General features: G+C 76.0%; 17 protein-coding genes, 1 pseudogene and 1 riboswitch. Of the genes and pseudogenes, 7 read left to right on the forward strand and 11 right to left on the reverse strand.

Features of this window, described 5'->3' with window-relative positions; all coding sequences use genetic code 11:
* Window positions 1–65: 65 nt before the first annotated feature.
* Both LIX60_RS23490 and LIX60_RS31815 read right to left on the reverse strand, forming a co-directional pair.
* A complete protein-coding gene (locus LIX60_RS23490; protein ID WP_227960317.1) occupies window positions 66–911 on the reverse strand; it encodes a peptidoglycan-binding domain-containing protein in 846 nt (281 codons plus the stop codon).
* A 458-nt stretch (window positions 912–1369) separates the two neighbouring features.
* A complete protein-coding gene (locus LIX60_RS31815; RefSeq protein ID WP_227960319.1) occupies window positions 1370–2869 on the reverse strand; it encodes a peptidoglycan-binding protein in 1500 nt (499 codons plus the stop codon).
* A gap of 212 nt (window positions 2870–3081) precedes the next feature.
* On the opposite strand from LIX60_RS31815, the gene LIX60_RS23500 reads away from it, so the two are divergent.
* The gene (locus LIX60_RS23500) at window positions 3082–5358 is read left to right on the forward strand and encodes an MFS transporter (protein ID WP_227960321.1); all 2277 of its coding nucleotides are present in this window, start codon (window positions 3082–3084) and stop codon (window positions 5356–5358) included.
* A gap of 34 nt (window positions 5359–5392) precedes the next feature.
* Here the strand turns inward: LIX60_RS23500 and LIX60_RS23505 are convergent, their stop codons facing one another.
* Window positions 5393–5899 (reverse strand): GNAT family N-acetyltransferase, encoded by a 507-nt coding sequence (locus LIX60_RS23505; RefSeq protein WP_227960322.1) that lies wholly within the window; start codon window positions 5897–5899, stop codon window positions 5393–5395.
* A gap of 144 nt (window positions 5900–6043) precedes the next feature.
* On the opposite strand from LIX60_RS23505, the gene LIX60_RS23510 reads away from it, so the two are divergent.
* The 4 genes from LIX60_RS23510 (at window position 6044) to LIX60_RS23525 (ending at window position 12729) form a co-directional block, all read left to right on the forward strand.
* A complete protein-coding gene (locus tag LIX60_RS23510; protein WP_227960324.1) occupies window positions 6044–6736 on the forward strand; it encodes a hypothetical protein in 693 nt (230 codons plus the stop codon).
* A complete protein-coding gene (locus LIX60_RS23515) occupies window positions 6733–7566 on the forward strand; it encodes a hypothetical protein (RefSeq protein WP_374117900.1) in 834 nt (277 codons plus the stop codon). Before LIX60_RS23510 ends, LIX60_RS23515 begins: the two co-directional genes overlap by 4 nt.
* A gap of 486 nt (window positions 7567–8052) precedes the next feature.
* The gene (locus tag LIX60_RS23520) at window positions 8053–10209 is read left to right on the forward strand and encodes an Ig-like domain repeat protein (protein ID WP_227960326.1); all 2157 of its coding nucleotides are present in this window, start codon (window positions 8053–8055) and stop codon (window positions 10207–10209) included.
* 357 nt (window positions 10210–10566) lie between these two features.
* A complete protein-coding gene (locus LIX60_RS23525) occupies window positions 10567–12729 on the forward strand; it encodes a bifunctional glycosyltransferase 87/phosphatase PAP2 family protein (protein ID WP_374117901.1) in 2163 nt (720 codons plus the stop codon).
* Between the two features lie 166 nt (window positions 12730–12895).
* Here LIX60_RS23525 and LIX60_RS23530 read toward each other — a convergent pair whose 3' ends face one another.
* The 8 genes and pseudogenes from LIX60_RS23530 to LIX60_RS23565 all read right to left on the reverse strand — a co-directional run bounded on the left by LIX60_RS23530 (window position 12896) and on the right by LIX60_RS23565 (window position 21631).
* Window positions 12896–13597 carry a hypothetical protein gene (locus LIX60_RS23530; protein ID WP_227960327.1) on the reverse strand — a complete coding sequence of 234 codons (702 nt, stop codon included), beginning with the start codon at window positions 13595–13597 and terminating at the stop codon, window positions 12896–12898.
* Between the two features lie 110 nt (window positions 13598–13707).
* Entirely contained in the window at window positions 13708–14214 is a 507-nt protein-coding gene (locus LIX60_RS23535) for a DUF6114 domain-containing protein (protein WP_227960329.1), read from the reverse strand.
* Window position 14215: 1 nt separating this feature from the next.
* A complete protein-coding gene (locus LIX60_RS23540; protein ID WP_227960331.1) occupies window positions 14216–14851 on the reverse strand; it encodes a DUF6230 family protein in 636 nt (211 codons plus the stop codon).
* 289 nt (window positions 14852–15140) lie between these two features.
* Entirely contained in the window at window positions 15141–15968 is an 828-nt protein-coding gene (locus LIX60_RS23545) for an ECF transporter S component (RefSeq protein WP_227960333.1), read from the reverse strand.
* Window positions 15965–17698, reverse strand: a complete 1734-nt coding sequence (locus LIX60_RS23550) for an ABC transporter ATP-binding protein (protein WP_227960335.1) — start codon at window positions 17696–17698, stop codon at window positions 15965–15967. Before LIX60_RS23550 ends, LIX60_RS23545 begins: the two co-directional genes overlap by 4 nt.
* 364 nt (window positions 17699–18062) lie before the next feature.
* Window positions 18063–19104: pseudogene (locus LIX60_RS23555) on the reverse strand (CbiQ family ECF transporter T component); the annotation flags it as partial.
* Window positions 19105–19349: 245 nt separating this feature from the next.
* A complete protein-coding gene (locus tag LIX60_RS23560; protein WP_227962894.1) occupies window positions 19350–20051 on the reverse strand; it encodes an SCO2322 family protein in 702 nt (233 codons plus the stop codon).
* Window positions 20052–20353: 302 nt separating this feature from the next.
* Window positions 20354–21631, reverse strand: a complete 1278-nt coding sequence (locus tag LIX60_RS23565; protein WP_227960337.1) for a prenyltransferase/squalene oxidase repeat-containing protein — start codon at window positions 21629–21631, stop codon at window positions 20354–20356.
* A 165-nt stretch (window positions 21632–21796) separates the two neighbouring features.
* Window positions 21797–21958, reverse strand: a riboswitch (cobalamin riboswitch).
* A 358-nt stretch (window positions 21959–22316) separates the two neighbouring features.
* Here LIX60_RS23565 and lanKC point away from each other — a divergent pair.
* Together lanKC and LIX60_RS23575 are read left to right on the forward strand one after the other, a co-directional pair.
* Entirely contained in the window at window positions 22317–25049 is a 2733-nt protein-coding gene (gene lanKC, locus LIX60_RS23570; protein WP_227960339.1) for a class III lanthionine synthetase LanKC, read from the forward strand.
* Window positions 25046–25180: a SapB/AmfS family lanthipeptide gene (locus LIX60_RS23575; protein ID WP_019706186.1), complete on the forward strand. Its 135-nt coding sequence runs from the start codon at window positions 25046–25048 to the stop codon at window positions 25178–25180. Before lanKC ends, LIX60_RS23575 begins: the two co-directional genes overlap by 4 nt.
* Window positions 25181–25285 lie beyond the last annotated feature (105 nt).

Raw genomic sequence — 25285 nt, forward strand, 5'->3', positions numbered from 1 at the left:
CGGGCGAGCGGGAGCGGTCGGCGGGCGCGAGCGAGCGGGAGCGGGCGGCCCGTCCCGCCGCACCCCTACCCCTGGGTGCGGCTCTCCAGGGAGCTGCGGGTCGCCGGGCCGTAGACGCCCTGCGGGTCGCCCTCGACGCCGAACATGTTCTGGTAGCGGCTGATGGCCCGGACCTCGTTCCCGTTGTACTGGCCGTCCTCCTCCACCTTCAGCGAGCGGCCGAGCTGGTTCAGCCGCTTCTGCATCTCCAGGACCTCCGCTCCGGACATCCCCTTGCTGAGGACCGGTGCCGGTTGGGGCCCGGGCGTCTCGTCCAGAGTCTCGGCGCCCTCGTCCGCCGTCCGGTCGGCTTCCGGCTTCCCGGACGAGGACTTCGCGGCGGACGGGGACCGGGTCGGTGTGGCGGACGCGGGGCCGGTGGCCGAGGCCGAGGGCCGGCCGCTGCCCGTCCAGGCGTCGCCGGTGGGCAGGACGGCGGTGGGAGCCCGGGGCGTCTCGTCCGGCAGTGCGCGGTCGCTCTCCTCGCTGCTGCCGGACAGGCCGACGGCCAGGACACCGGCGCAGACGGCGGCCACCGCCGCGGCGGTGGCCGTGACGGCCGCGGTGCGACGGCGGCGCTGCCGGCGGTCCGCCCGCCGGTCGGCCCGTGGATACCCCGGTCCGTGGGGGTCCCGGCGTCCGTGCCCGGCCGGCGCCTCCGGTGCGGCGGGGGTGGTGCCGAAGAGGCCCAGATCCTCCTCGCGGGGGCCGGAGGCCGGGGACTCCGGCAGGGCCACCAGTGAGGCCGCCGGGTGGAGGGGGCGGAGGGGCACCGTGGCGCCGTCACTCCCTCCCCCGTCCCGGTCCCGGTCGTGGTCCCGGTCCGGGTGGTCCTGGGGAAGCCCCGGGGCCGGGTGGGCGTCGGTGTTCATGCGCGCCGGGCTGTCCGCGGATGCCGGGTCCGGCTCCGCGGCCGGAGCGGCCGGGCCGTACGGCGGGAATCCGCTGCCACCCTCCTCCGGACCGCGCCGGCCCTGTCCGTCTCCGTCCCGGGGTTCCCCGGAGACCGCGGTTCCGGACGGGAACCCGCCGGCCGGACGGGGCGACGGACCGGTCGACGGCTCATGGGGCGGCGGGGCGGTGCCCCCGGCCGCGGAGGCCGCCCGCCCCGCGCAGTCGCAGCCGAGGCCGTCGGCCTGTGTCCGCTCCAGCCCGCAGACCGGGCAGAGATGTGCCGTCACCTGATGGATCCCCTCATCGCAGTGGGAGCGATTATGCAGACAGCGGTGTGAAGGGGAACGGACAGGTCCCCATCGGGGCGCTTCCCCCGGGGGGCATAGGCCGCGAAACGGGCCGGACGGGACTTCTTCGGGCCCGTGCGGGGTCCTTCCTACGGCTCCTCGGTGCGCCCCTCCAGGGAGCGGCGGGTGGCCGGTCCGTAGACGCCGCTCGGGTCGCCCTCGACGCCGTTCCAGTTCTGGTAGTTGGCGATCGCCCGCTCGTCCTGGTCGTCGTAGCTGCCGTCCTCGTCCACCGTGCTGAACAGGCCCACCTGGTTGAGGCGCTGCTGCATCTCCAGGACCTCCGGTCCCGACATCCCCTTCTGCAGGACCGGCGGAGCGTCCTGTCCGGAGCCCGAGCCGGATCCGGACCCGTCGCCCGGCTCGTCCGGGGCGTCCGAGACGGAACCCGACGCCCGGGTGGGTTCCGGGGTGCCGTCCGGCGCCGCCGAACCCGCTGTCCCCGAAGGGCTCGCGGACGGGGACGAGCCCGTGGCCGAGGCCGACGGGGAGCCGCCGTTGGCCGAGGCGGAGGCCGAGGGCGAGGCCGAGGTGCTCGCCGACGGGCCGTTTCCGTCGGTGGGGAGCACGGCCGTGGGCGTGAGGCTGTTCTCGTTCGGTGCCGCGCGGTCCTCCTTGTCGCCGCCCAGCAGCCCGGTGCCGAGGACCCCGGCGCAGACGGCGACCACCGCCGCGGCCGCCCCGGCGATCACGGCCGTACGGCGGCGGCGCCCGGTCCGGCCCGGTCCGGGGCGGCCGGGGTCCTCCGGGTCGCGGTCCGCGAAGGCCTCGTCGTGGAAGAGCCCCAGGTCCTCGGCGCGGGGGTGGGAGTCCCCGCCCTGGGCCGCGCCGGCCGCGCCGGCCGCAGGGGTGAGCGGGGAGAGGGCGCGGGTGGCGTCCGGGGCGCCGTCCTCCCCGGCCGGGCCGCCGGTCTCCGGTGCGGCACCCGGGCCGGCTCCGGAGTGATCCGGCCGGTCCGGGCCCGCCGGGTGGCCGGTGGCGTCGAGCCGGGGGAGCGCGGTGGTCGGGGCCGCCGGGTCGGCGGGCTGTTCCGCGCCCGTACCGGCGGAGGCGGCGGAGCCCGGCGCGGACCGGCCGGTCCCGGGGGCGTCACCGGGCGGGCCCGCTCCGGCCGGGCCACCGGTGCCGTCGGGCCCGCCGGTGTTCCCCGGTGCCGGACCGGCGGGCGGGGAGTGGAACAGCGTGTCCCAGCCGGTCCCGGACCCGGGAACCGCGGCCGGACCGGGCCCGGATTCCGGAGAGGAGGCGGACGGCGCGGCGGAGGCGGCGGCGGGGTCCGGTCCGGAGATCCCGCCGGCGGACCGGTCCGCGGTCCGGCCGGACCCCGGGTCCGGGGCGCCGTCCGGTTCCCGGGCCGCCGCGGAGTTCTCCGCCGGTGAGCCGGGCGCCGGGGTGTCCGGCGCGGCGGCGGGACCCGCGGCCGGGGGTTCCCCGGAGGCCGGCGCCGGTTCGCGCAGTTCCACGTACGGCCGGATGCGCAGCGGGTCAAAATCCTCGGCGGCGGCGGCCGCCCGGGCCGCGCACGCGCAGCCGGGCCGGCCGTCCCGCTGCCGTGCCGCCCCGCACTCCGGGCAGACATATGCCGTCACGGTGGGTCCCCTCCCTCGCGTGGGAGCGATTATGCAGACAGTTGTGCGAAGAACACAGCCAGGCCCCCGCCGACGGGCCCTTCCGGCGGGCCATACCCCGGCAAAACCGCCAGGATGGGACGCGGAGCCGCGGGAACGCGCGGACACACACGGCAGCCGCCGGGCCGCGCGGGCGGCCGGCGGGGGAGCAGGCCCGAACCGAGGAGGCGTCCATGGCCGAGGACGCGGCCCCACCCCCGGGAGGGACGGCACGGAACGGCGGACCCGACGAGCACCGGGCCCTCCGCGCCTCCGGCGCCCCGGGCGGAACCGCGGCGCCGGGGGCCCCCGCGGCCGTCCGGGCGGCGGACTCGGATTCCACCGCCCCGGCGCCCGCCGGCGCTCCCCGGCCCGGGGAGGACCTGCCCCGGCGCACCGTGCGCCTGGCGATCGGCGCACTGCTGTTCGGCATGCTGCTCGCCGCCCTCGACCAGACGATCGTCGCCACCGCCCTGCCCGTCATCGTCAGCGAACTCGGCGGCCTGGACCACCTCTCCTGGGTCGTCACCGCCTATCTGCTCGCGGCCACGGCCGCCACCCCGCTCTGGGGCAAGCTCGGTGACCAGTACGGCCGGAAGCGGCTCTTCCTGCTCGCCATCGGCATCTTCCTGATGGGCTCCGCGCTCTGCGGGATCGCCCGGGACATGCCGCAGCTGATCGTCTTCCGCGCACTCCAGGGGCTCGGCGGCGGCGGACTGATGGTCCTCTCCATGGCCATCACCGGCGACATCGTCCCGCCCCGTGAACGCGGCCGCTACCAGGGCCTGTTCGGGGCGGTGTTCGGCGCGGCCAGCGTGCTGGGGCCCCTGCTCGGCGGCCTCTTCACGGAACAGCTCAGCTGGCGCTGGGTGTTCTACGTCAACCTCCCGATCGGGCTGGTCGCGCTGTTCGTCATCGCCGCCGTCCTGCACATCCCGGCGCGCCCCGTCCGGCACACCATCGACTATGCCGGGATCCTCCTGATCGCCGCCGTCGCGGCCGTGCTGGTCCTGCTCTCCTCACTCGGCGGCACCGTCTGGCCCTGGGTCTCCTGGCGGGTCGCCGGGCTCGCCCTGTTCGGCGCCGTCCTCCTGGCCGCCTTCACGGCCGTGGAACGGCGGGCCGTGGAACCCGTGCTGCCGCTGGGCCTGTTCCGGATCCGCACCTTCACCCTCGGATCGGTCATCGGCTTCGTCGTCGGCTTCGCGATGTTCGGGACGATGATCTATCTCCCGACCTTCCTCCAGGTCGTACGGGGGCTCAGCCCCACCGCCTCCGGGGTCCGGATGCTCTGGATGGTCGCCGGGCTGCTGATCGCCTCGACCGTCTCCGGCCAGCTCGCGAGCCGCACCGGGCACTGGAAGGTCTTCCCCGTCGCGGGCTGCGCGGTCACCACCCTCGGGCTGCTGCTCCTGCACCGGATCGACCGGTTCAGCCCCGGCTGGGAGATCAATGTCTCCTTCACCGTCTTCGGGCTCGGCCTCGGCCTCGTCCTGCAGATCGTGGTGCTCGCCGTGCAGAACGCCGTCGGCTACGAGGACCTGGGCGCCGCCACCTCCGGCGCGACCTTCTTCCGCTCCATCGGCGCCTCCTTCGGGGTCGCCGTCTTCGGCACGGTCTTCTCCGGCCGGCTGGGCGACCGGCTCACCGCCCTGCTCGCGGACGAGCGTCTGCCCGCCGGAGCCGGGCCCGCCGACCTGGCGTCCGACCCGCGCACCATCGACCTGCTCCCGGCGCGGCTGCGCCCGGAGGTCCTGGACGCCTACTCCGCGTCGATCACCGACGTGTTCCTCTTCGCGGCCCCCGTCACCTTCGGGGCGCTCGTGCTGGCCGTCCTGCTCAAGGAGGAACCGCTGCGCGGCTCCGTCACCACACCCGACATGAGCGAGACCTACGCGAGCAACCCGGTGGAGCGCTCCTCCCACGACGAGGTGGCCCGCGCCCTCTCGGCCCTCGGCGCCCGCGAGGGATGCCACGGCCTCTACGAGGACATCACCGCCCGGGCCGGCTACAGCCTCGACCCCGCCGCGAGCTGGCTGCTGCTCCGCGTGCGGCGCGAGGGCGGGGCCGACCCGGCGGTCCTCGCCGGGCGCGGCACCCTGCCGCTGAGCGTGCTCACCTCGGCCGTACGGCAGATCGAGGGCCGCGGCCTGGCGGTCCGGGACGGGCTGCCGCTGCGGCTGACCGCCCGGGGGCGGAAGGTCGCCGGCCGGCTCGCCGCGGCCCGCGAGGAGCATCTGGCGGCGCTGCTCGGCGACTGGTGGGGGCCGGACCGGCCGCGGGACCTGGAGGAGGTGGTCCGCGAGCTGAGTGCGGAACTGTGCGGCTCGGACGAGGAGTGGCCGTACGACGACGGCGGGCCGCGGCACGGCGGACACCGGCGCGGCGGACACCGGCACGGGCACGGCGGGGGACACGGTGTCCGGCACCGCGCGGACGCCGGGGCAGGGGCGGGGGCGTACCCGGGCTGAGCACGGGGGAGGCGGCCGTACGCCCCCGCGCGGCTCAGCCGAGGTGCTTGGCGAACCAGTGCTCGGCGTACGGGTCGTCGTTGTAGGCGGGCACTTCCGCGTAGCCGTGCCGGGCGTAGAGTGCCCGCGCCTCGACGAGGTCGTGCCGGGTGTCGAGGACGACGCGCTCCGCGCCCAGTCCCCGGGCCGCCGCCTCCACCGCCCCGAGCAGGGCGCTTCCGCCGCCGCTGCCCCGCGCCTCCGGGCGGACGTAGAGGCGCTTGAGTTCAGCCGTGCCCGGCCGCAGGAGGCGCAGCCCGCCGCAGCCGGCCGGCTCGCCGCCGAGGCGGGCGACGAGGAAGACGCCCGCGGGCGCGGCGAGGTCGTCGCTGTGGTGCTCGACGAGCCCTTCGTCGATCTCGGCGTCCGTCACGGCGCGCCCGTGGTACCGGCCGGCGACCTCGGCGTAGTAGGCGCGCAACAGCCGCCCGGCGACGGGTGATCCGACGGGTTCGGGGGAGACGGTCCAGAGGGCGGTGGGGCGGTTTCCGATCCCGGTCATGGCCGCATTCTGTGACGGTCCCGGGGCCGGGGGCAGCTCAATTTCCCGGTCCCCCGGCCGCTTTGACGGCGTTTGCGGCCCGTGTCCGGGGCAACACGCCGTGATGAAAGCCTCGCACGAGGGGAGCTCAGCGAAAGGCACGACATGTCCACAGGCGTGATCATCATCTTGGCCGTGGCGGCTCTCGTCATCGTCGCGCTCGTGCTCGCCCCGCGCGTCATGCAGAGTGGCGGTGGCGGCCTGAAGCGCCGGTTCGGTCCCGAGTACGAGCGCACGGTGGCCCGCCACGACGGCGACCGGAAGGCCGCGGAACGGGAACTCTCCGAGCGGCTGCGGCGCCACGGCGATCTGCGGACACGCCCGCTGAGCGCCGAGGCCCGCGAGCAGTACGTGGCCCGCTGGGCCGGCGTGCAGGAGCAGTTCGTCGACTCGCCCGCGCAGGCCGTCGACGCCGCGGAGCGGCTGCTGGGCGAACTGATCCGCGAACGCGGCTTCCCGGCCGACGAGTTCGACGAGCAGGTCGCGGCCCTGTCGGTGCACCACGGCGAGCACGTCGAGGGCTACCGGCACGTGCACGCCGTCGCCGCACGGGCCCGCGAGGGCCGGGCGGAGACCGAGGAGCTGCGCGAAGCCGTGGTCCACGCCCGCGCGCTCTTCGAGGAACTGGTCAGCACACACCCGCAGGACAACGCGCGGCACCGGGCCCACGACCGCGGCGCCGAGCGGCACGGCACACGCACCCCGGCCGCCGGGACCGGCAAGCAGCGGCTCGCCGACCGGCTGCACGGCCCCTGGGCCGCCCGGCACCACACCGGAACGACGAAGGGCGGTGCGTGATGGCGCATCTCGGCAGGAACAAGCACGAGCACGAACAGGGTGACGGCTACGAGCGGGGACCCGGCTCCCACCCGGACCCGGCCGTGACGAGCGCCCCCGGGCGGACCCCGGCCGGACGGCCCGCGGACGACGGCAGCGCCGCCGGCTTCCCGGCCGGCGCCGCGGCCCCGGAGGCCCCGGGACACCCGGGCGGCCCGGCGGACCTCGTCCCCCCGTCCGACCCCTCCGGTGCGGCGACCACGGCGGCCCCCGCCACTTCGGCGGCCCCGTACGCCCCGCCGGCCCCGGGCGGCGAAGCCGCCCCGGTGGACCCGGCGACCGGCCTTCCGGCCCGCTCGTACCCCGGCCCGGGGGAGCCCGCGGTGGACCCCGCCGGCGACCCCGCGCCCCACGGCGGTGCGACGGCCGGCGAGAACTCCGTCCCCGGCGGCGGCGCGTCGTACAACGACGGCGCGGCGCACGGCGAGGGCGCGGCCCCCGGCGACGGCGCGGCGCACCGCGGTGACACGGCTCTCCCGGCCGCGGCCGCGCCCCTGCTGCCGCAGCGCGAGTGCGACCGGCTCTCGGAGCGGCTGCAGCACACGGTGACGGGCTTCGTCGACAGCCCCCGGGAAGCGGTCCGTGAGGCCGACGCCCTGTTCGAGGAGGCCGCGGAGAACGTCGCGAAGGCCCTCAGCGAGCAGCGCCGCAAGCTGCGCAGCGCCTGGGAGCACAACGGCGGCAGTGGCAGCGGCAGCGGCAAGGGCCGGGACGCTCACCTCGACACCGAGGAACTGCGCACCGCCCTGCGCGACTACCGCGACCTGACGGAGCGTCTGCTCCGCGTCTGAACCACCCACCGCACCGCCGCGACGGGCACACGACCCCGTGGAGACGTCCGTCGGGGAGTAGGAGCCGGTACGACCCTGAGAGGACCCCGGAAGCCACGGCTTCCGGGGTCCTTTCGTGTGCGCGGGGCCCGGCCCGTACCGCCGGCGGCAGGGGGACCGGGAATGGCCGCCGGCCGTGGCGGAGGTGCGCGCCGGTGGTGCGCGGTGCACCCCGCGGTGGTGCGAAAGAGCGCGTACGATAAGCGTTTTGCTGCTGATTGGTGCGTATTGAGGCCATTGCCCCGGTTATCCCGTCCGGGGTGGGGGATCACCAGGAGGTCCGCAGCGGGCGTGCCGCTTCCCCGGCCCGGCCCGGCCCGCCGGCCGCTTCACGGTGCGGCCCCCGGAGACCGGGAGGCGCGGGGACCCGCGCGGGTCCACGGCGCCGGGGCCGCACCGCACACGCTCCGGGCGGGCCCACACTCCGTACCCACACGGGAGATCCACATGGATGCGCACACGCAGCAGTCGCAGCAGTCGCAGCAGCGCGCGGGGCGTCTGCCCCGGCAGACGGGCGGACCGCCGCCGGTGACGCGGATCGGCGTCCTGGCGACGTCCACGATCCCGGTCGGCGCCGGACCGGCCGCCGTGGCGGTCACCCCGGGCGGGAAGGCCTACGTCGTCAACAGCGACTCCGACGGCGTCACCGTGATCGACACGGCCACCGGCACCGTTCTGGACACCATCGCGCTCCCGGCCGGCAGCGGGCCGACGGCGGCCGCCGTGGCCGGCGGCAAGGTCTATGTGACCAACCTCAACACGGACACCGTCTCGGTGATCAGCACCGCCACCGACACGGTCACGGGTACGGTCACGCTCGCGGCGGGCACCGGGCCGATCGGTGTCGCGGTGTCCAACGGCAAGGCGTATGTGAGCAATTTCCTGGCGGGCTCCGTCACGGTCATCGACACGGCGACGGACACGATCGTGCCCGTCGTCTCGCCCGTCCCGGCCGGCGTCCTGCCGTCCGGAGTGGGCTCCTCGAACGGCCTGGTGTTCGTGGCCGACACCGGATCCCACACCGTGACGGTGATCGACAGCAGCACGGACACCACCCAGACCGTCGCGCTCCCGGCCGGCTCCGGACCCTCCTCGGTGGCCGTGTCCGGCGGCTTCGCCTACGTCGTGAACTCCGGCTCCGCCACGGTGTCGGTGATCGACACGGCCACGCTTCTGGTCACCGACACGATCCTGCTCCCGCCCGGGACCGAGCCGGTCGCGGCCGCGATCGCGGACGACGGCAGGGCCTATGTCACCGACTACGCCGGCGACGTGGCACTGGTGATCGACACCGCCACCCACGCCATCCTCTACACCGTCGCGGCCGGCACCACGCCGTACGGGATCGCGGTGGCCCCGGGTGGCGACATCTACGTGACCGACTACACGGTGGGAGAGGTCACCGTCCTCACCGTGCCGGTGGTCACGGGCGTCACCCCGACGACGGGGCCCTCCACGGGCGGGACGACGGTCACGATCACCGGCAGCGGTTTCACCGGGGCGACCGATGTCACCATCGCCGGGGTGCCGGCCGCCTCCGTCACCGTGAACAGCGATACCGGCATCACCGCGGTCACCGCGCCCGGCACGGGCAGCGGCCCGGTGATCGTCACCACGGCCGAGGGCACCGGCACCAGCGTCGGCACCTTCACCTACGTCTTCTCGCTCACCTCCACCACGACGACCCTGGAGGTGATCCCGGGCCCGGCGGTCTGCGGCGAGGACGTCACCCTGCGGGCCACGGTGGTCACCGCCAACGAGGACCCGGTGACCACCGGTTCGGTGACCTTCATCCTCAGCGACGGCGGCCCGGTCCGGACGGTGGCCCTGGACCCCTCCGGGCAGGCCAGTACGGTCTACTCCGGTCTCGGCGTGGGCGTGCGGCAGGCCGCCGCCTTCTTCGTCCCGGCCGGCCTGGGCACCGCCCCGTCGAACTCCCCGCTGACGCCCGTCACCGTCGAACCGGTCACCACGGCCACCACGGTCACGGCCGTCCCCGCCGTCACCACCCAGGGGCAGCCCGTCACCCTCACCGCCACCGTCACCCCCTCGTCCTCCGGCCCGGAGACGATCGACGGCACCGTCACCTTCACCGGCCCGGGCGGCTTCAGCCAGACCGTCCCGGTGAACCCCGGCGGGGTGGCGACCGTGACCACCAGCGCCCTGCCCGCCGGCACCAACACGGTCACCGCGGCCTACAACGGCAACGGCTGCTTCGCCGGTTCCTCCGGCACGGTCACCGTGACCGTCAACCCGCCCGCCACCACCGCGACCCGGCTCGACGCGGAACCGGCCGCCATCCGGATGCGGACCAACGGCACCTTCGTCATCCCGGCCCTGCGGGCCACCCTCACCAACGCCGCCACCGGGGCGCCGCTGCCCGGACAGACCGTCACCTTCACCGCCGACCCCACCACCGGGCAGGTGACCCTGGGCACGGCCGTGACCAACGCCTCCGGTGTCGCCACCCTCAGCCAGGTGACCGTCCAGTCGACCCTGGTCACCACGGAGTCCTACCGGGCCTCCTTCGCCGGGACCGCCGTCTACGGACCGTCCACCGACACGGCGCCGCTGGACTTCCGGCCGCTGCCGCTCCTCCCCTGAGCACCGGAACCGGGGGCCGCGCCGGGTGGGTACCGGCACCCCGGCACGGCCCCCTCCACGCCGCGCCCGCCCCGGGGCGCGGCGTCTCCCGTCCGCACGGGACGCGGACGCGCGGGACTCCGTCCCTCCGCAGGCACCCTTCCGGCCCGGGCGGCGGGATCCGGCCACCGTCCACCACCACCCATCCCGGCACGCCCGGAAACACCCGGACAAACCACCCGGCTCCCCGGGAAGATCGGGGCTAATCTGCGGGCAATGGGCGGCGACGGTCAGGTGGCCGCCGGGTGTCCCGCGTCTTGCACGGCGCGGTGCGATGGACACCCAGGGGGCGGACGGAGACGGGGGAGCGGTCGGACGGTGGCGAATCCGGAGAGCAACGGACTGCGGGCGATCGCGGAACCGGCGGCATCACGGACGGTGCTGGCCGTCGGCGCGCTCTGGCTGGTGGTCGCCCTGCTGGCGGCCCGTCAGGCGGCGGCCGTGCTGCGACTGCCCCCGCGGCGGCGGCTGGCCGATCTGGAGACCTGGATCGGGGAGAACGGCGTCCTGCGGGCCGGGCAGCCGCTGTACGGGGACGGCTCCTTCACCGGCACCCCGTTCGCCGGGCTCGTCCTGAAACCCTTCACCCGGGCCGCCGAACAGGCGCTCGGGGTCGGCTGGACCTTCGGCACCCTGCTCCTCGTCGTCGCCACCGGCCTGGTGACGGCGCGTCTGCTGCCGGGGCCGCTCTCCCGGCGGGCCGCGCTGTTCGCGGCGCCCGTCGCGCTCGTCCTGCTGGTCGTCTCGGTGCCGGTGCGCAACACCTTCACCCTCGGCCAGACCAGCGTCCTCCCCGTCCTGCTGGTCCTCACCGCCTTCCTGCCGCGCTGCTCCGCCCGCGTCTCCGGGGCGCTCACCGGCATCGCGGCCGCGCTCCAGCCCGCCGTGCTGCTCTTCGCCGTGCTGCTGTGGGCGGCCGGCCGGCGGCGGGCCGCGGCGACCGCCGCGGGGACCTTCGCCGCCTGCTCGGCGCTGGCCTGGGCCGCGTCACCGGACGACTCCTGGACGTACTGGCTGCGCCACGCGGCGGGCGCGGGCCTCGGCGGGCCCCCCGACAGCCCGGCCAACCAGTCCCTGCACGGGCTGCTGCTCCGGCTCGGCGCGCAGGGACCGCTGGAGATCGCGCTCTTCCTCGTCCTCGCGGCCGCCGTCGCGGTGGCCGGGCTGCGCCGGGCGGCGCGCTACGCGGCCGACGGCCAGTGGCTGCTCGCCGTGGCGCTGGCCGGCTGCGTCGCGGTGGCCGTCTCGCCCACCGCGTGGCAGCACCAGCAGCTGTGGATCCTGCTCGCCGCCGTCGGGCGGGTCGGGCGGCGCCGGGCCGACCGGCTCGTCTGGCCCGCGGTCGTCGTCCTGGTGATGACCCTGCACCGGGACGCCCTCGTGCCGAAGATCGAGTGGATAGGGCTCATCGGGGAGAACGCCCCGCTGCTGGCGGCGCTGGCCGCCGCCTGCGCGGTGCCGTTCCTGACCAGGGCAGAACCGGAATGGCTGCGGCCGCGCCCCGCGCCGCACGCCTCGCCGGCGGCGGCCGGGGCGGGACGGCTGCCGCTGCTGCGGTCCTGGCCGCAGCCGCTGACCCGGCCCAATCTGCTGCTGGAGCTGCTGCTCATCCGGGTCGGCTACTGGGCGTACTCCTGGGTCCGCGGCCAGGCGCCGGACGGGCGGTGGCTCGCGGAGCACCACGGGTGGCAGATCCTGGAGATCGAGGCGGCGCTCCGCATCGACGTCGAGCTGTGGTTCAACCTGCTGGTGGCGCGGACCGGCTGGCTGGAGAGCGCCATGAACTTCGCCTACTCGGCCTTCCACTTCCTGGTGCCGCTCTCGCTGCTGGGCTTCATGTATCTGCGCCGCCCCGTGCTCTACCGCTGGGGGCGCACCTCGCTCGCGTTCGCCACCCTGCTGGCGCTGATCGGCTTCTGGATGTACCCGCTGGCGCCGCCGCGGCTGATGCCGGGGCTCGGCTTCGTCGACACGGCCCACGGCCCGCAGGACCTGGACCACCCCGACTTCGGCGCGCTGACAGGGATCTCCAATCAGTACGCGGCCATGCCCTCGCTGCACGTCGGCTGGTCGCTGTGGTGCGCCGTGGTGGTGTGGCGGCTGACGCCCGCGCTGTGGCCGAGGGTGCTGGGCGTGCTCTATCCGGTGCTGACGACGGTGGTGATCGTCGGGACCGCCAACCACTATCTGCTGGACGCGGCGGGCGGAGTCGTCGTGGTGGCGGCCGGCTTCGGGGTGCGGCATCTGCTCATCGGCCGTACGGCGGAGCAGGCCGGCGCGGCCGGGATCCCGGAGCTCCCGGACCCGGCGGGCGCGGCGGACGGTGCGGGCGGTGCGGACGCCGCGACCGGGACGGATGCGGACGCGGAGCGGGCGGCGCGGGAGCGGAGGCCGGGGGCGGTCCCGGGCCGGGGCGCGGAGCCGGAACTCGCGGGGAGGACGGCGAGCGGGGAGAAGGCCGGAGCGCCCGGGGAGAGCTGAGCGGCGGGAGCCCGGGCCGGAGCCGGGGCCCCGGTCGCGCGGCGGCCCGGCACCGGCCGCCGCGCGGAGACGAGGGCCCGTACGGACCGGGCGCGCGGCCGGTCCGTACGGGCCCGGCCCGCGGTCGGGGCGGAGGGGACCGGCCGGACCGCGGGAGCCGTGCGGATCAGCCGGTGACGGTGATCTGCGAGGCCGGGTCGGTCACATCGGTGACGTCATAGGTGGCGTTGAAGACCGAGGTCTCCGCGCTGGTCGGGCAGCCGAAGCCGCCGGTGGCCGACACCGGGACCTGGGCGTCGGTGAAGTCCAGCTGCGAGGGGGTGCCGTTGGTCCAGGAGCCGGCCACGGGCGCGGCACCGTCGGGGGCGGCGGTCACCGTGCAGGAGGCGAGGCCGCTGGTCTTCAGCACGAAGCCGCCCTGGGGGATGGTCAGGGTGGCGCTGCTGGGGTCGCCGTGCTGCATCGAGACACCCCAGACGCCGGTGGTGGTGATGGTGACACTCACCCCGGGGAGGCTGGAGCGGCAGGAGCTGTAGGTCGGGGCGTTGATGACGCTCTCGACCGGGCCCTCGGCGTTGGTGTTGCCGGGGGCGTCCGGGACCTGGTTGGCGTCGGAGGTGCCGTCCGCGGCGGGCGCGGAGCTGGAGACGGTGCAGGTGACGGTCACCGCGCCGGCCTTGAAGGTCGCCGATCCGTTGAGGGTGGCGGCGAACTGGTGTCCGGCGGGGGAGACGGTGGTCGGCCCGGCCGCGGTGGAGTCGGCCGGGGCGGCGGTGGCGGAGGCGGCGCCGGTGAGCGCCAGGGCGGCGGCCGTGGCGGCTCCGGTGCCGCAGGCGACGAGGGCGCGCAGGGCTAAGGCTCGCGTCATGGTGGGGGTTCTCCTTGTGAGGGTTGGGGTGTTTCCGGGGTGAAGGAGGTCGTGCGGGGACGGGCCCGGGGAGGGCTCGGCTCCCGGAGCCGGCGGGCGGTTCGGGCCCGTTACCGGCGCCGGCGCCCGGGTGGCGGCCGTTCTCCGGTCGCGTCCCCCTTCGCCCGCCGCGGCACGGGCCGCCAGGCGAAGATCATGGAGCCGCCGACGATGCCCAGCACGGTGCCGATGAAGAAACCACCGAGGTTGGACATCACCAGTGCGGCGGCGGCGAGCAGGACGGTGACGACGCCCGCGAGGCCGCGGTAGTGGGGGGCGAACCAGGCGCTCAGCCCCATCACCATCATGATGAGGGCGAGCAGGACGGAGGGCAGGCCCGCGATCCCCTGATGCAGCATCATCTCGACGGGGGCGAGCGGGATGAGGCTGATCTCCAGACCGGCGAGGACGGTCAGCAGGCCGCCCCAGAAGGGACGGCTCCGCCGCCACCGCCGCCAGCGGGCCCGTACACCGGGCCGGGTGCCCGGGGAGCCGCCGGTCACCCCCGTACCGGCGGCCGCGGGGGTGCCGGGGGAGGCTGCGGGGCGGGCCGGTTCGGAGGGGGCACGGCCGGGCACGTCAGAAGCACTCCGTCCGGCCCTTGTGGATCTTCATGTGCAGCCCGGCGAGTTTGAAGGTGCCGGCGGTGGTGGCCCAGGCGGTCTGCTTCAGGTTCGTCATGCGGATGTCGTCGGCCTGCTGCGAGAAGAGGTCCTGCATGCCCTGGGCGCCGTCCGGCCCCTTGTCGAGGGTGGAGGCGTCCCGGCCGATCTCGATGTTGGTGAAGGAGGCGTTGCCGGCGAGCTGGGTGGCGTCCAGCATCAGGTCGGTGGCCTCGACCTTTTTCTTCCCGGTGCCCGCCGAGAGCTTGAGCGAGATGTCGCCGACGACCGGCAGGCTGGTGACCACGGACTGGCAGAGATTCGTCATCTCCGCCTTCCGCAGGCCGGTCACGGCCACGGGCAGCAGCTCGTCCCGGACGTTGGTGTCGAAACTGCCGTACTGGACGAAGCCGTCCCCGGTGAGTTCGTCGGCGGAGACCTTGAACTCCTGGCCGGAGACGGCGAACGAGGCGGCGAGCGCCCCGTTGGCCAGCGCGACGGCGAGCGCCGCGGTGGCCGCGAATCCCGGGACCGCGAGTAACGCGAATCTCCGCAGTCCGACCCGGCCGGTCTCGTAGCCGTCGGCTTCATCCCTGTTCTGAACGTTCTCCATGGTCTGTCCCCTTGGTAATGATCAGTGATGATCGGTGAAGAACGGGGTCAGCGCCTCGGACTGCGCGTCAGTGGTGCGTGGGGGGAGGGTGGTGCGGCTCTGTGCGCGGTACGAAGGGGCGCAGTGGTGCAGTGTTGAGTGCATGCCAAGCCGTGGGTTACCGAGGGTATGACTCGCCAGTAACCTTGGCAAGACCGCGGCGGAACCGGATTTCCGGGGCCCGGCCCGGAGGTGTGGAGCGCACCCGTCCGCCGCGGGCCGCGAGGAGCGGCGGCCGGCACGGGCTGGCTCAGGGCCGCTCGAACGCCACCGGGGCCTCGAAGGCCGCCCGCCGGGTGGCGCGGCGCAGAGCCGCCAGGACGGTGGAGCCGAGGGTGAGGGTCAGCACCACGGTCAGCGCGGCCCGGGGAAGGTCCCAGCCGAGCGAGGTCGCCAGGCAGTACGCGGCGAAGCGGACGAGGTTCTCGTGCACCGGGTCGCCCGGGACGAAGGAGATGCCGGTCCCCAGCCCGCCGATGTACGGCCAGCCCTGGAGGTTCATCACCGTGCCGTAGAGGACGGCCGCGGCCCCGCCGTACGCGGCCAGCAGCCACCGCTCCGCCCGGCCGCGCAGCCGTTCGGCCCCCGGCAGCAGCCCGGCGCCCATCGACACCCAGCCCATCGACAGCATCTGGAACGGCATCCAGGGCCCCACCCCGCCGGTCAGCAGGGCCGAGGCGAACATCGTCACCGCGCCCAGCACGAAGCCGAAGCCCGGGCCGAGCACCCGGCCGCTCAGCACCATCAGGAAGAACATCGGCTCCAGCCCGGCGGTGCCCGCGCCCAGCGGCCGCAGCGCCGCGCCGGCCGCCGCGAGCACACCCAGCATCGCGATGGCCTTGGCGTCCAGCCCGGTGTCGGCGACGGTCGCCACCACGACGGCCACCAGCAGCGGCAGCAGCGCCGCGAAAAGCCACGGCGCGTCACCCGAGTGCGCCAGCCCGGACGCGGAGTCGGCGAGCAGCGGCCAGCCGAAGGCCATCACCCCGATCGCGCTGACGAGTACGAGCGCCGCGACCGAGCGCGGGCCGAGACGGACCGCCCGCACCCGGCCGGCCGCCGGGCGCTCCGGGGTCATCGGGCGTCCTCCGTCCGGGGGCTGTCCGGATCATCGGGGCTGCCGGGACTGCCGGGGCTGCCGGGGCTGTCCGGGGCGGCCAGGGCGTTCCGCACCTGGGAGACGGTCAGCCAGGGCTGCGGGGCCAGGATCTTGGACACCTGCGGGGAGAAGGCCGGGGAGGCGGTGACGACCTCGGCGGTCGGGCCGTCCGCGACCACCTCGCCGTCCGCCAGGATCACCACCCGGTGCGCCAGTTCGGCGACGAGCTCCACGTCGTGGGTCGCCAGCAGGACGGCGTGTCCCTCCGCCGCCAGTCCGCGCAGGATCTCCACCAGCCGGGACTTGGCGGCGTAGTCGAGGCCGCGGGTCGGCTCATCGAGCAGCAGCAGCGGCGGGCGTGCCGTCAGCACGACGGCCAGGGCGAGCGCCAGCCGCTGCCCCTCGGAGAGGTCGCGCGGATGGGTGGTGTCGGAGACGTCCGGCAGCAGGGCGGTGACCAGGGCCCGGCAGCTGCCCGGCTCCGCGTCCGCGTCCCCGTCCGCCGCCGCGCACTCCGCCGCGACCGTGTCGGCGTAGAGGAGGTCCCGCGGCTCCTGGGGTACGAGCCCGACCCGGCGGATCAGCTCGCGCGGGGGCGTGCGGTGCGGGACGACGCCGCCGGCGAGGGCCGTGCCGCCCGCCGGACGGTGCAGCCCGGCGAGGGTGTTGAGCAGGGTCGACTTGCCCGCGCCGTTGCGGCCCATGAGGGCCACCGTCTCGCCGGGCCGCACGGTCAGCCCGATCCGGCGCAGCACCTCGGTGCGGCCGCGCCGCACCGACAGCCGGGACAGCTCGGCGGCGGGGACGGCATCCGGGGCGGCGGCCTCCGCGGCGGCCCCGGTGGCGGCCGGGCGCGCGGCGGGAACCGGGTCCGGGTGCGGGGTGAGCCCCGCCAGCCGTTCCCGCAGCGGGCCGGCGGTCCGCCGCGCGTCCCGTACCGACAGCGGCAGCGGAGACCAGCCGGCGAGCCGCCCCAGGGCGACGACCGGCGGCGTCACCGGGGACACGGCCATGATCTCCGCCGGACCGCCCGTCACCGGGGCCGCGCCGGGCGCGGGCAGCAGGATGACCTGGTCCGCGTAGTGCACGACCCGCTCCAGCCGGTGCTCGGCCAGCAGCACCGTCGTGCCCAGGTCGTGCACCAGCCGCTGGAGGACCGCGAGCACCTCCTCGGCGGCGGCCGGGTCGAGCGCGGAGGTCGGCTCGTCCAGCACCAGCACCCGCGGATGCGGGGTCAGGACGGATCCGATCGCGACCCGTTGCTGCTGGCCGCCGGACAGGGTGGCGAGGGGACGGTCGCGGAGCGCGGCGAGGCCGAGCAGGTCGAGCGTCTCCTCGACGCGGCGGCGCATCACGGCCGGGGCGAGGCCCAGGGACTCCATGCCGTACGCCAGTTCGTCCTCGACCGTGTCGGTGACGAAGTGGGCGAGCGGGTCCTGGCCGACGGTGCCGACGACGTCCGCCAGCTCGCGCGGCCTGTGGGTGCGGGTGTCGCGGCCCGCGACCGTGACCCGGCCGCGCAGAGTGCCGCCGGTGAAGTGCGGAACGAGACCGCTGACCGTGCCCAGCAGTGTCGACTTGCCGACACCGGAGGGGCCGACGAGCAGGCACAACTCGCCCTCGGGGACCGTCAGATCCACACCGGTGAGCGCCGGTCCGGCGGCGGCTGTGCCTTCGTAACGGACCGACACGTCGTCGAACCGGATCACGCTGTCTCCTCCGGTGGGATGGCGGACGCGGTGCGGCGGCGCTCCGCGCGGTGCGGCGGGCTCGTCCGGCCCGGGCGGACCGGGGCGGCACCGGGAGCCCCGTCCGGGGTGCCGGAATCCGGCGGCGCGGCTCCGTCCGCCGGGCCGTGCTCCGGGCCGTGCTCCGGGCCGTGTTCCGGGCCCGTCCGGCCCGGGCGGAGGCGCCAGGCGGCGACGGCCCCGTCCGGAACGGCGTCCGGGTCCGGGGCCCCGGACCCGCGGGCCCGCTCGGACGGTTTGCCCGCCTCCGCGCCCCCCGACGCGGAGACGGCGTCGAACGGCCCGGATCCGCCCGGCCCGCCGCGGCGGGTCCGGGACGCGGGCGCGGGCGCCGGGGCGGCCACGGCCGGGAGCAGCCCCAGCAGGACACCGGCCGCGGGCCACAGGGGGAGGGCCGGTGCCGTCAGCGGGACGACCGACGGGTGCAGGTCCGCCCGGCCGGCGGAGGCGGACCAGATCATCACCGCGGCCACCGCCGCCCCGGACCCGGCGACCAGCCAGGAGCGGACACCCCAGCGGTCGGGCCGGTAGCGGCTGCGCACCGAGCGGCGGCCGCCGAGCCACAGCCCGGCCAGCGCGGCCGACAGCCCCAGCAGCAGGACGGGCAGGCCGAACCCCGCGCCCTCCGCGGCCAGCAGACCGTAGGTGCCGGCGCAGACGCCGAGGAGCCCGCCGAGGGTCAGCACCGTCGTGGTGTGCCGTACGACGGCCGGGACGCGGGCCGTGCGGCCGTAGCCGCGCGCGTCCATCGCGGCGGCCAGCGCGACGGACCGCTCCAGTGCGCCCTCCAGCACCGGCAGCGCGATCTGGAGGATCGCCGTGACGCCCCGGTCGGCGCGCCCGCGCAGCCGGCGTGCGGCGCGCAGCCGCACCACGTCGGCGACCAGGTTGGGGGCGAAGGTCATGGCGACGACGACGGCGACGCCCGCCTCGTACAGCGCGCCCGGCAGCGACTTCAGCAGCCGCGCCGGGTTCGCCAGCGCGTTCGCCGCGCCCACGCAGGCCAGGAGCACGGCCAGCTTGAGGCCGTCGTAGAAGGCGAAGACAAGCCCCTCGGCGGTGACCCGGCCGCCGATCCGCACCCCGCGCGCCCATTCCGGCAGCGGCACCTCGGGCAGCGTGAAGAGCACCTGGCTGCCCGGGATCGGCGAGCCGAGGAAGATGGAGAAGACCAGCCGGATGGCGATCACCACCAGGCCGAGCTTGAGGAACGCGCTGTAGCTGCGCGCCCAGGGGGCGTCGGTGCGCCGCGCGGCGACGACGTAGCCGGCGACGGTGGCGAGCAGGGCCAGCAGCAGCGGATGGGTGGTCCGGGACGCGGCGGTGGCCAGACCCAGGGCCCACAGCCACCAGGCCCCGGCGTGCAGGGCGTTGCCGCGCGAGGCCTCGGGCGCCCGGGACGCGAGACGCCCGCGGAGCCGCGCCGCCGCGGACGGACCCGCGCCCGTCCCCTCCGCGCCCGGCCGCCGGACCGCGCCGTCCGCGCCCCGCTCCGGCCGCCGGGACCGGGGCACGGCGGCCGTCGCGGGGCGCGGCGGAGCGGCACCGCGGCCCGCCGCGGGCCGGGCGCTGTCGAGAGGGCCGGGACGGGGTGTCCCGGGGGCGCCGGGGCTCATCCGCGGCGTCGGCGGGCCTGCCAGGCGGCGCCCGCGGCGAGGACGGCGACGGCGGCGGCACCCGCGTAGAGACCGGTGGACGAGCCGCCGCCCTCCCCGCCGGCCGGTTCACCGGCACGGTCGTCACCGGAGCGGCCGTCACCCGAGCCGTCGGAACCGCTTCCGCCGGACGGGTCCGCGCCGCCGTCCCCGGCACCCGCGTCCCCGGACACCTGTTCGCCGCAGCCGCGCTCCGGGTAGCCCGCGATCGCGCACAGCAGCGCCGAGGTGTTGTAGCGGAGCGGCTTCGCGACGGCGGCCAGGGCCTCGCCGCTGGTCGCGTCCTCCGGCACGGACGCGCACTCCGTGCGGGGCTCCGGGGGCCGTTCGCCGTCCGGCGCGTCCTCGGTGGTACCGAAGTCCAGCACGAGCGCGACCCGCTTGCGGCCGTCCTCGGCGGGGGTGTCCGCGCAGATGGCCGCGAAGCCGGCGGTGTCGCGCGGCTTCGCGGCGTCCTGGGTGTTGACGCTCACCGAGAAGCGGAAGCCCTCGACGTCGCCGTCGGCGGGCCGGGCCGTCGCCGGCCCCTCGGTGGCGTAGCTCCAACTGCCGCCGTCCCGCTGCCAGAAGGACCAGTAGCGGTACCCCTCGGCCTGCGCCGGTCCCGCGCCGAGCGCGGTGACGGCGGCCACGAGCAGCAGCACGGCCGGCCCGCGCACCCCGGGGCGCGCCGGCGGGCGCCGGTGGACACCGGCCCGGTGCCCCGCGTCCGCCGCCGTGCCGGCGCGGCCCCGGGCTCCGCCGGGACCCGCGGCCGTGCGGGCGGCCCGGGGACGGCCGGTGCCGCGCGGCGCCGTGCCGTGCCGGCCGCCGCTCCGCCGCATGCCACCCGGGCCGCTGCTGTGCGGCTGCTCCGCTCTGTCCGTCTCCGCGCCGAGCGGCCCCGTCAGGCGCGGCCGGGTGCCGCGCCGGTCCGTGCCGTCCGGTGCCCGGAGACCGGTGATCCGCCATGGCCGCCTGCTCACGACCGCTTCCTCCGGCCGGCGGTGAGCATCAGGACGGCGCCGGCGACGAGCCCCGCGAGTACGCCCGCGCCCAGGATCCACCAGAGGACGGAGACGTCGCCGGACCCGGACTTCTCGCCCTCCTCGCCGGCGTCCGCGCCGGCCGCCGGCACCGACTCCGGCTCCGGCCCGGTGGCGTTGAGCTCCTTCACCAGGTCCGTGCCGCCGAAGGAGCGCGGGTCGCCGCCCGCGGCGTGCGCGGCGAGGACCAGGGTGCCCAGACCGGCGGGGTTGTCCGCGGCCCACTCGGCGGAGTTCTTCTCCAGCCAGGCCAGTGGCGCCTCGGCCGCCTCCGGCCGCCCGGCCGCCACCAGGGCGATCACGGCCTCGGCGGTGTTGGAGTGGTCCGGCACCGGCTCGTCGGCGCCGGGCGCGAGCGAGGTGAGGTGCCCGTCCTTCTCCAGCAGCCCGGTGAGGTACGCGGCGGCGCCGGACGCGGCCTCCTCCGGCGTGCGGCCGGCGTCCGCGCCGGAGCCGCACTCCAGCGGCTCGGGCGCGCCGCCGCCCTCGCCGCCGTCCCCGGCGGCCGGGGTGACGGCCAGGCCCTTGCCGTGACCGGCGAGGACACCGGCCACCGTGGCGTCGGCGTTGGCCAGGAGACGGCCCTTCTTGTCGGGCTGGAAGGCGTAGGCGCCGCGGTCACCGGCGTCGGCGTCGCAGCCGAGCTGCAGCTCCGCGAGCGCGTCGTACGGGGACTTGCCGTCCGCCCGGGTGGCTTCCGGCTTCTCGCCCGCCGCGGCCAGCGCGCCGACGACCACGGAGGTGGAGTTGGTGTCGCTGGGGGTCCCCGGGAGGTAGCCCCAGCCGCCGTCCTCGTTCTGCACGGACTTCAGCCAGCCGACGGCCTTGCGGACCTCGCCGGTGTGCCCGCCGAGGGCCGCCAGCGCCTGGACGGCGACGGCGGTGGCGTTGCTGTCCACCGGCGTCTTGGCGTCGCACTCGGCGCCGGCGTCCGCGCGGTAGGCGGCGAACGCGCCGGAGGCGCACTGCTGCCCGGTGAGCCAGTCCACGGCTTCGGCGGCCGGGGTGACGCCCGCGGTGTCCTGGGCGAGCAGGGCTATGGACTGCCGCCACACCCCGTCGTAGGCCGGGTCCTTGGTGCCGTGCAGCCCGGACGGCGGCTTCGGGGCGGGGGAGGAGGACGGCGCGGCGGTGTCGGCCGAGGCGGCGGGTGCGGCGAGCGCACCCAGCACGGCGGACGCGGCCAGGGCCGCGGCGGTGCGGCGTACGTTCATGGTTTTGGTGCCTTCCGTTGGCGGTTCTCGTGGCGGGGGGCAGCCGGGCACGGCCGACCCCGGCCGCGCGGACCGCACGCGGAGGGCACACCGGGCTCGTCTTCCGTAGACCTCGACGGTGCCGTCCGCGGCCGGGCGCCCAGGAGGGCGCCGCACCGGCGGACGGGAGCCTGTTCGCGCCCGGACAGGTGCTCCGGCTCGTACGGCCGCGCGGGGCGCGGGGTGTACTCACGGTTGCGGGTCAGCGCCGGATTCGCACCGGTCTTCCCCTGTCAGGGCACGGATGAAGTTGTCGGGAGACACCCTAACCGGCCGGTAGAAGATCATCGAACGGGTGTCCGCCCAGCCTGCCGGAAGGGAGCGCGGAGCGCCCCGGAAGGGGGTGCCGGACGGGGGCGGCGGCCGGGCGGATGCGGGCCTCCCGCCCTCCCGGTGCCCGCCCGTGCCCGGGCCGCGGCCGTCCGGGGCGGGTGCCACCCCGGGCGCCCGACCGGTAGGACCCCAGGTCAGGGGCTGTTCGGAGGGGCGAGAGGGCGCCGTTCGACGGGATTCGAACTGCCGTAACTTACTCATGCGTTCCGCACATCAGGGTCGTGACAGCTGTGACTGTTCCGCCGGCGCCCCCCGGTGACAAGCTCAAAGCACACCGAGAGGCCCGCACCACCGGACGGGACGAAGGAGCGTCATGGACCTGGGGTACGCCGTGTACTGCGACGCGGACCGCACGTTCTACGACGCCCCGCACCGGCTCTCCGCCGGCACCGAGGACACCCCCGGAGCGCCCGGCGCCCTCTACGAGCACGCCCGCCGCGAGGCCCCCGAGGGGTGGCAGCGGCACAGCAACGGCGACTGGCTCGCCTTCCGCCCGCTCGACACCTCGCTGCCCGCCCAGGGCTGGAAGATCCACGTCTCGGCCACGCTCGACAACGCCGAGAAGATCCTCACCCAGGTCTGGGACTACTGCGTGCCGCGGTCGGTGGCCTTCAAGTTCATACCGGGCCGGCACCTCCTCCGCACCCGCAACGCCAAGTACGCGGACCGGGGCGGCAGCGGCAAGTTCATCACCGTCTACCCGGAGAACGACGAGCAGTTCGGGACCATCGCCCGCGAGCTCGGCGAACTCCTCGACGGGGAACCCGGCCCGTACATCCTCAGCGATCTGCGCTGGGGCGCCGGCCCGGTCCATGTGCGCTACGGCAGCTTCACCGAACGGCACTGCTACGACGAACAGGGCGTCCTGCGCCCCGCCGTGGAGAACGCCGAGGGGAAGCTCGTACCCGACCGCCGGGACCCGGCCTTCCACATACCCGGCTGGGTGGAGCCCCCCGCCTGCCTCACCCCGCACATCGAGGCCCGCACGGCCACCCGCACCACCGGTATCCCGTACCGCATCGAGAAGGCCCTGCACTTCTCCAACGGCGGCGGTGTCTACGCCGGGACGGACACCCGCACCGGTGAGAAGGTCGTCCTCAAGGAGGCCCGGCCCCACGCGGGTCTCGCGGCCGACGGAGCCGACGCCGTGAGCCGGCTGGAGCGCGAACGCGCCGCCCTCGAACGCCTGTCGGGGCTGCCGTACACCCCGGAGGTGCGCGACTCCTTCGTCCTCGGCGACCACCACTTCATGGTGATGGAGTTCCTGGAGGGCAAGCCGCTCAACACGTTCTTCGCCCGCCGGCACCCGCTCATCGAGGCCGACCCCGCACCGGAGGCGCTCGCCGGGTACACGGACTGGGCGATACGGATGCACGGCATGGTGACCGAGGCCGTGGAGGCGGTCCACGCCCGCGGCGTCGTCTTCAACGACCTGCATCTGTTCAACATCATGGTCTCCGAGGACGAGTCCTCCGTCGCCCTCCTCGACTTCGAGGCCGCCGCGCACATCGACGAGGGCCGCCGCCAGGTGGTCGCCAACCCGGGCTTCGTCGCCCCGGCCGGGCACCGCGGCTTCGACGTCGACCGCTATGCGCTCGCCTGTCTGCGCATCGCCCTCTTCCTTCCGCTCACGAGCCTCTTCGCCATCGACCGCGGCAAGGCCGCGCATCTCGCGGAGATCGCCGCCCGGGAGTTCCCGGTGGCCCGCGGCTTCCTCGACGAGGCGGTCGCCGAGATCCTCCGCGACCCCGCCGCCGGACCGACGGCGGCCGGAGCGGACGACGCGGCCGGCAGCGCCCCGGCGGCCCGGGCTCCGTATCTGCCCGTCGACCCCGCGGACTGGCCGCACAGCCGGGACTCCATGGTCCGCGCCATCCTCGCCTCGGCCACCCCGGACCGCCACGACCGCTACTTCCCGGGCGACATCGCCCAGTTCCGGGCCGGCGGCGGCCTCTGCTACGGCTACGGCGCGGCCGGCGTCCTGCACGCCCTCGCCGAGACCGGCGGCGGACGGCACCCGGAGGCGGAGGAGTGGCTGCTGCGCCGCACCGAACGCCCCGCTCCCGGCACCCCCCTCGGCTTCTACGACGGACTCGCCGGCATCGCCTGGACCCTGGACCGCCTCGGCCACCGGGAACGCGCCCTGGAACTGGCCGGGCTCACCCTCGCCGAGGACTGGTCCGGCATGGCGCCCGACCTGCACAGCGGACTCGCCGGCATCGCCCTCGCCCTGGACTCCCTGGGCGCGAGCACGGGCGAGATCGCCCTGGAGGACGCGGCCGCGCGCTGCACCCGGATCGTCGCGGACCGGTTCGCCCGCTCCGACGGCACCGAGGGCGGCACCGGCGGCGGCACCGGGCGGACCGGCGGCGGAGTGCCGCGCGCCGGGCTCCTCCACGGCGCCGCCGGCCAGGCCCTGCTCTTCCTCCGCCGGTACGAGCGCACCGGGGACCCCGCGCTGCTGGACCTCGCGGCCGAGGCCCTGCGCCGCGACCTCGCCCGCTGCGTCAAGGGCCCCGACGGCGCGCTCCAGGTCGACGAGGGCAAGCGCACCATGCCCTACCTCGGCGCCGGCAGCGTCGGCATCGGCATGGTCCTCGACGACTACCTGGCCCACCGCCACGACGAGGACTTCGACCGGGCGCGCCGCGACATCGTGCGGGCCGCCCAGGGCAAGTTCTACGCCCAGCCCGGGCTGTTCCGGGGCGCGGCCGGGATGGTCCTGCACCTGGCCCGCACCACCACCGGCGGCCCGGGCACGGACGAGACCGCCCTGCGCCGCCAGATCACCGCCCTCACCTGGGGCGCCGTCCCGTTCCACGGGGAACTCGCCTTCCCCGGGGAGCAGATGATGCGCCTCTCCATGGACCTCAGCACAGGCACCGCCGGGTGCCTGCTCGCCCTGGGCAGCGCGCTGCACGGCTCTCCCGTGCACCTGCCCTTCCTCCCGCCGCCCGCCGGGCGGCCCCACGAGCCGGTCTCCGCCGGAGGCCGTACCCAAAAAAATCCCGTCCCCACGGACATCAAGGAAAGGACAGTGTCATGACCCTTCTCGACCTGCAGACCATGGAGACCCCCGCCGAGGAGATCACCGGCGAGCTGGCGACGGGCGGCGGCTCCCGCGCCTCCCTGCTGCTCTGCGGCGACAGCTCCCTGAGCGTCACCACCTGCAACTGATCTGAGCCGCTAGTCGGCAGGTCAGCTCAGCGCGGTCCCGGGCGGCGGCATTCCGCCCGGGACCGCACGCTCACCGTACGCGCCGCCTTCGTCCGCGCGTCACCG

The organism is Streptomyces sp. S07_1.15, from assembly GCF_020739505.1.
GTDB lineage: Bacteria > Actinomycetota > Actinomycetes > Streptomycetales > Streptomycetaceae > Streptomyces > Streptomyces xinghaiensis.

Bases quoted from the DNA above. Each gene is read 5' to 3' on its own strand.
- LIX60_RS23490 (WP_227960317.1), bottom strand. From the start codon at position 911: ATGAACACCGACGCCCACCCGGCCCCGGGGCTTCCCCAGGACCACCCG.
- LIX60_RS23500 (WP_227960321.1), top strand. From the start codon at position 3,082: ATGGCCGAGGACGCGGCCCCACCCCCGGGAGGGACGGCACGGAACGGC.
- LIX60_RS23505 (WP_227960322.1), bottom strand. From the start codon at position 5,899: ATGACCGGGATCGGAAACCGCCCCACCGCCCTCTGGACCGTCTCCCCC.
- LIX60_RS23510 (WP_227960324.1), top strand. From the start codon at position 6,044: ATGTCCACAGGCGTGATCATCATCTTGGCCGTGGCGGCTCTCGTCATC.
- LIX60_RS23520 (WP_227960326.1), top strand. From the start codon at position 8,053: ATGGATGCGCACACGCAGCAGTCGCAGCAGTCGCAGCAGCGCGCGGGG.
- LIX60_RS23530 (WP_227960327.1), bottom strand. From the start codon at position 13,597: ATGACGCGAGCCTTAGCCCTGCGCGCCCTCGTCGCCTGCGGCACCGGA.
- LIX60_RS23540 (WP_227960331.1), bottom strand. From the start codon at position 14,851: ATGGAGAACGTTCAGAACAGGGATGAAGCCGACGGCTACGAGACCGGC.
- LIX60_RS23545 (WP_227960333.1), bottom strand. From the start codon at position 15,968: ATGACCCCGGAGCGCCCGGCGGCCGGCCGGGTGCGGGCGGTCCGTCTC.
- LIX60_RS23565 (WP_227960337.1), bottom strand. From the start codon at position 21,631: ATGAACGTACGCCGCACCGCCGCGGCCCTGGCCGCGTCCGCCGTGCTG.
- lanKC (WP_227960339.1), top strand. From the start codon at position 22,317: ATGGACCTGGGGTACGCCGTGTACTGCGACGCGGACCGCACGTTCTAC.
- LIX60_RS23575 (WP_019706186.1), top strand. From the start codon at position 25,046: ATGACCCTTCTCGACCTGCAGACCATGGAGACCCCCGCCGAGGAGATC.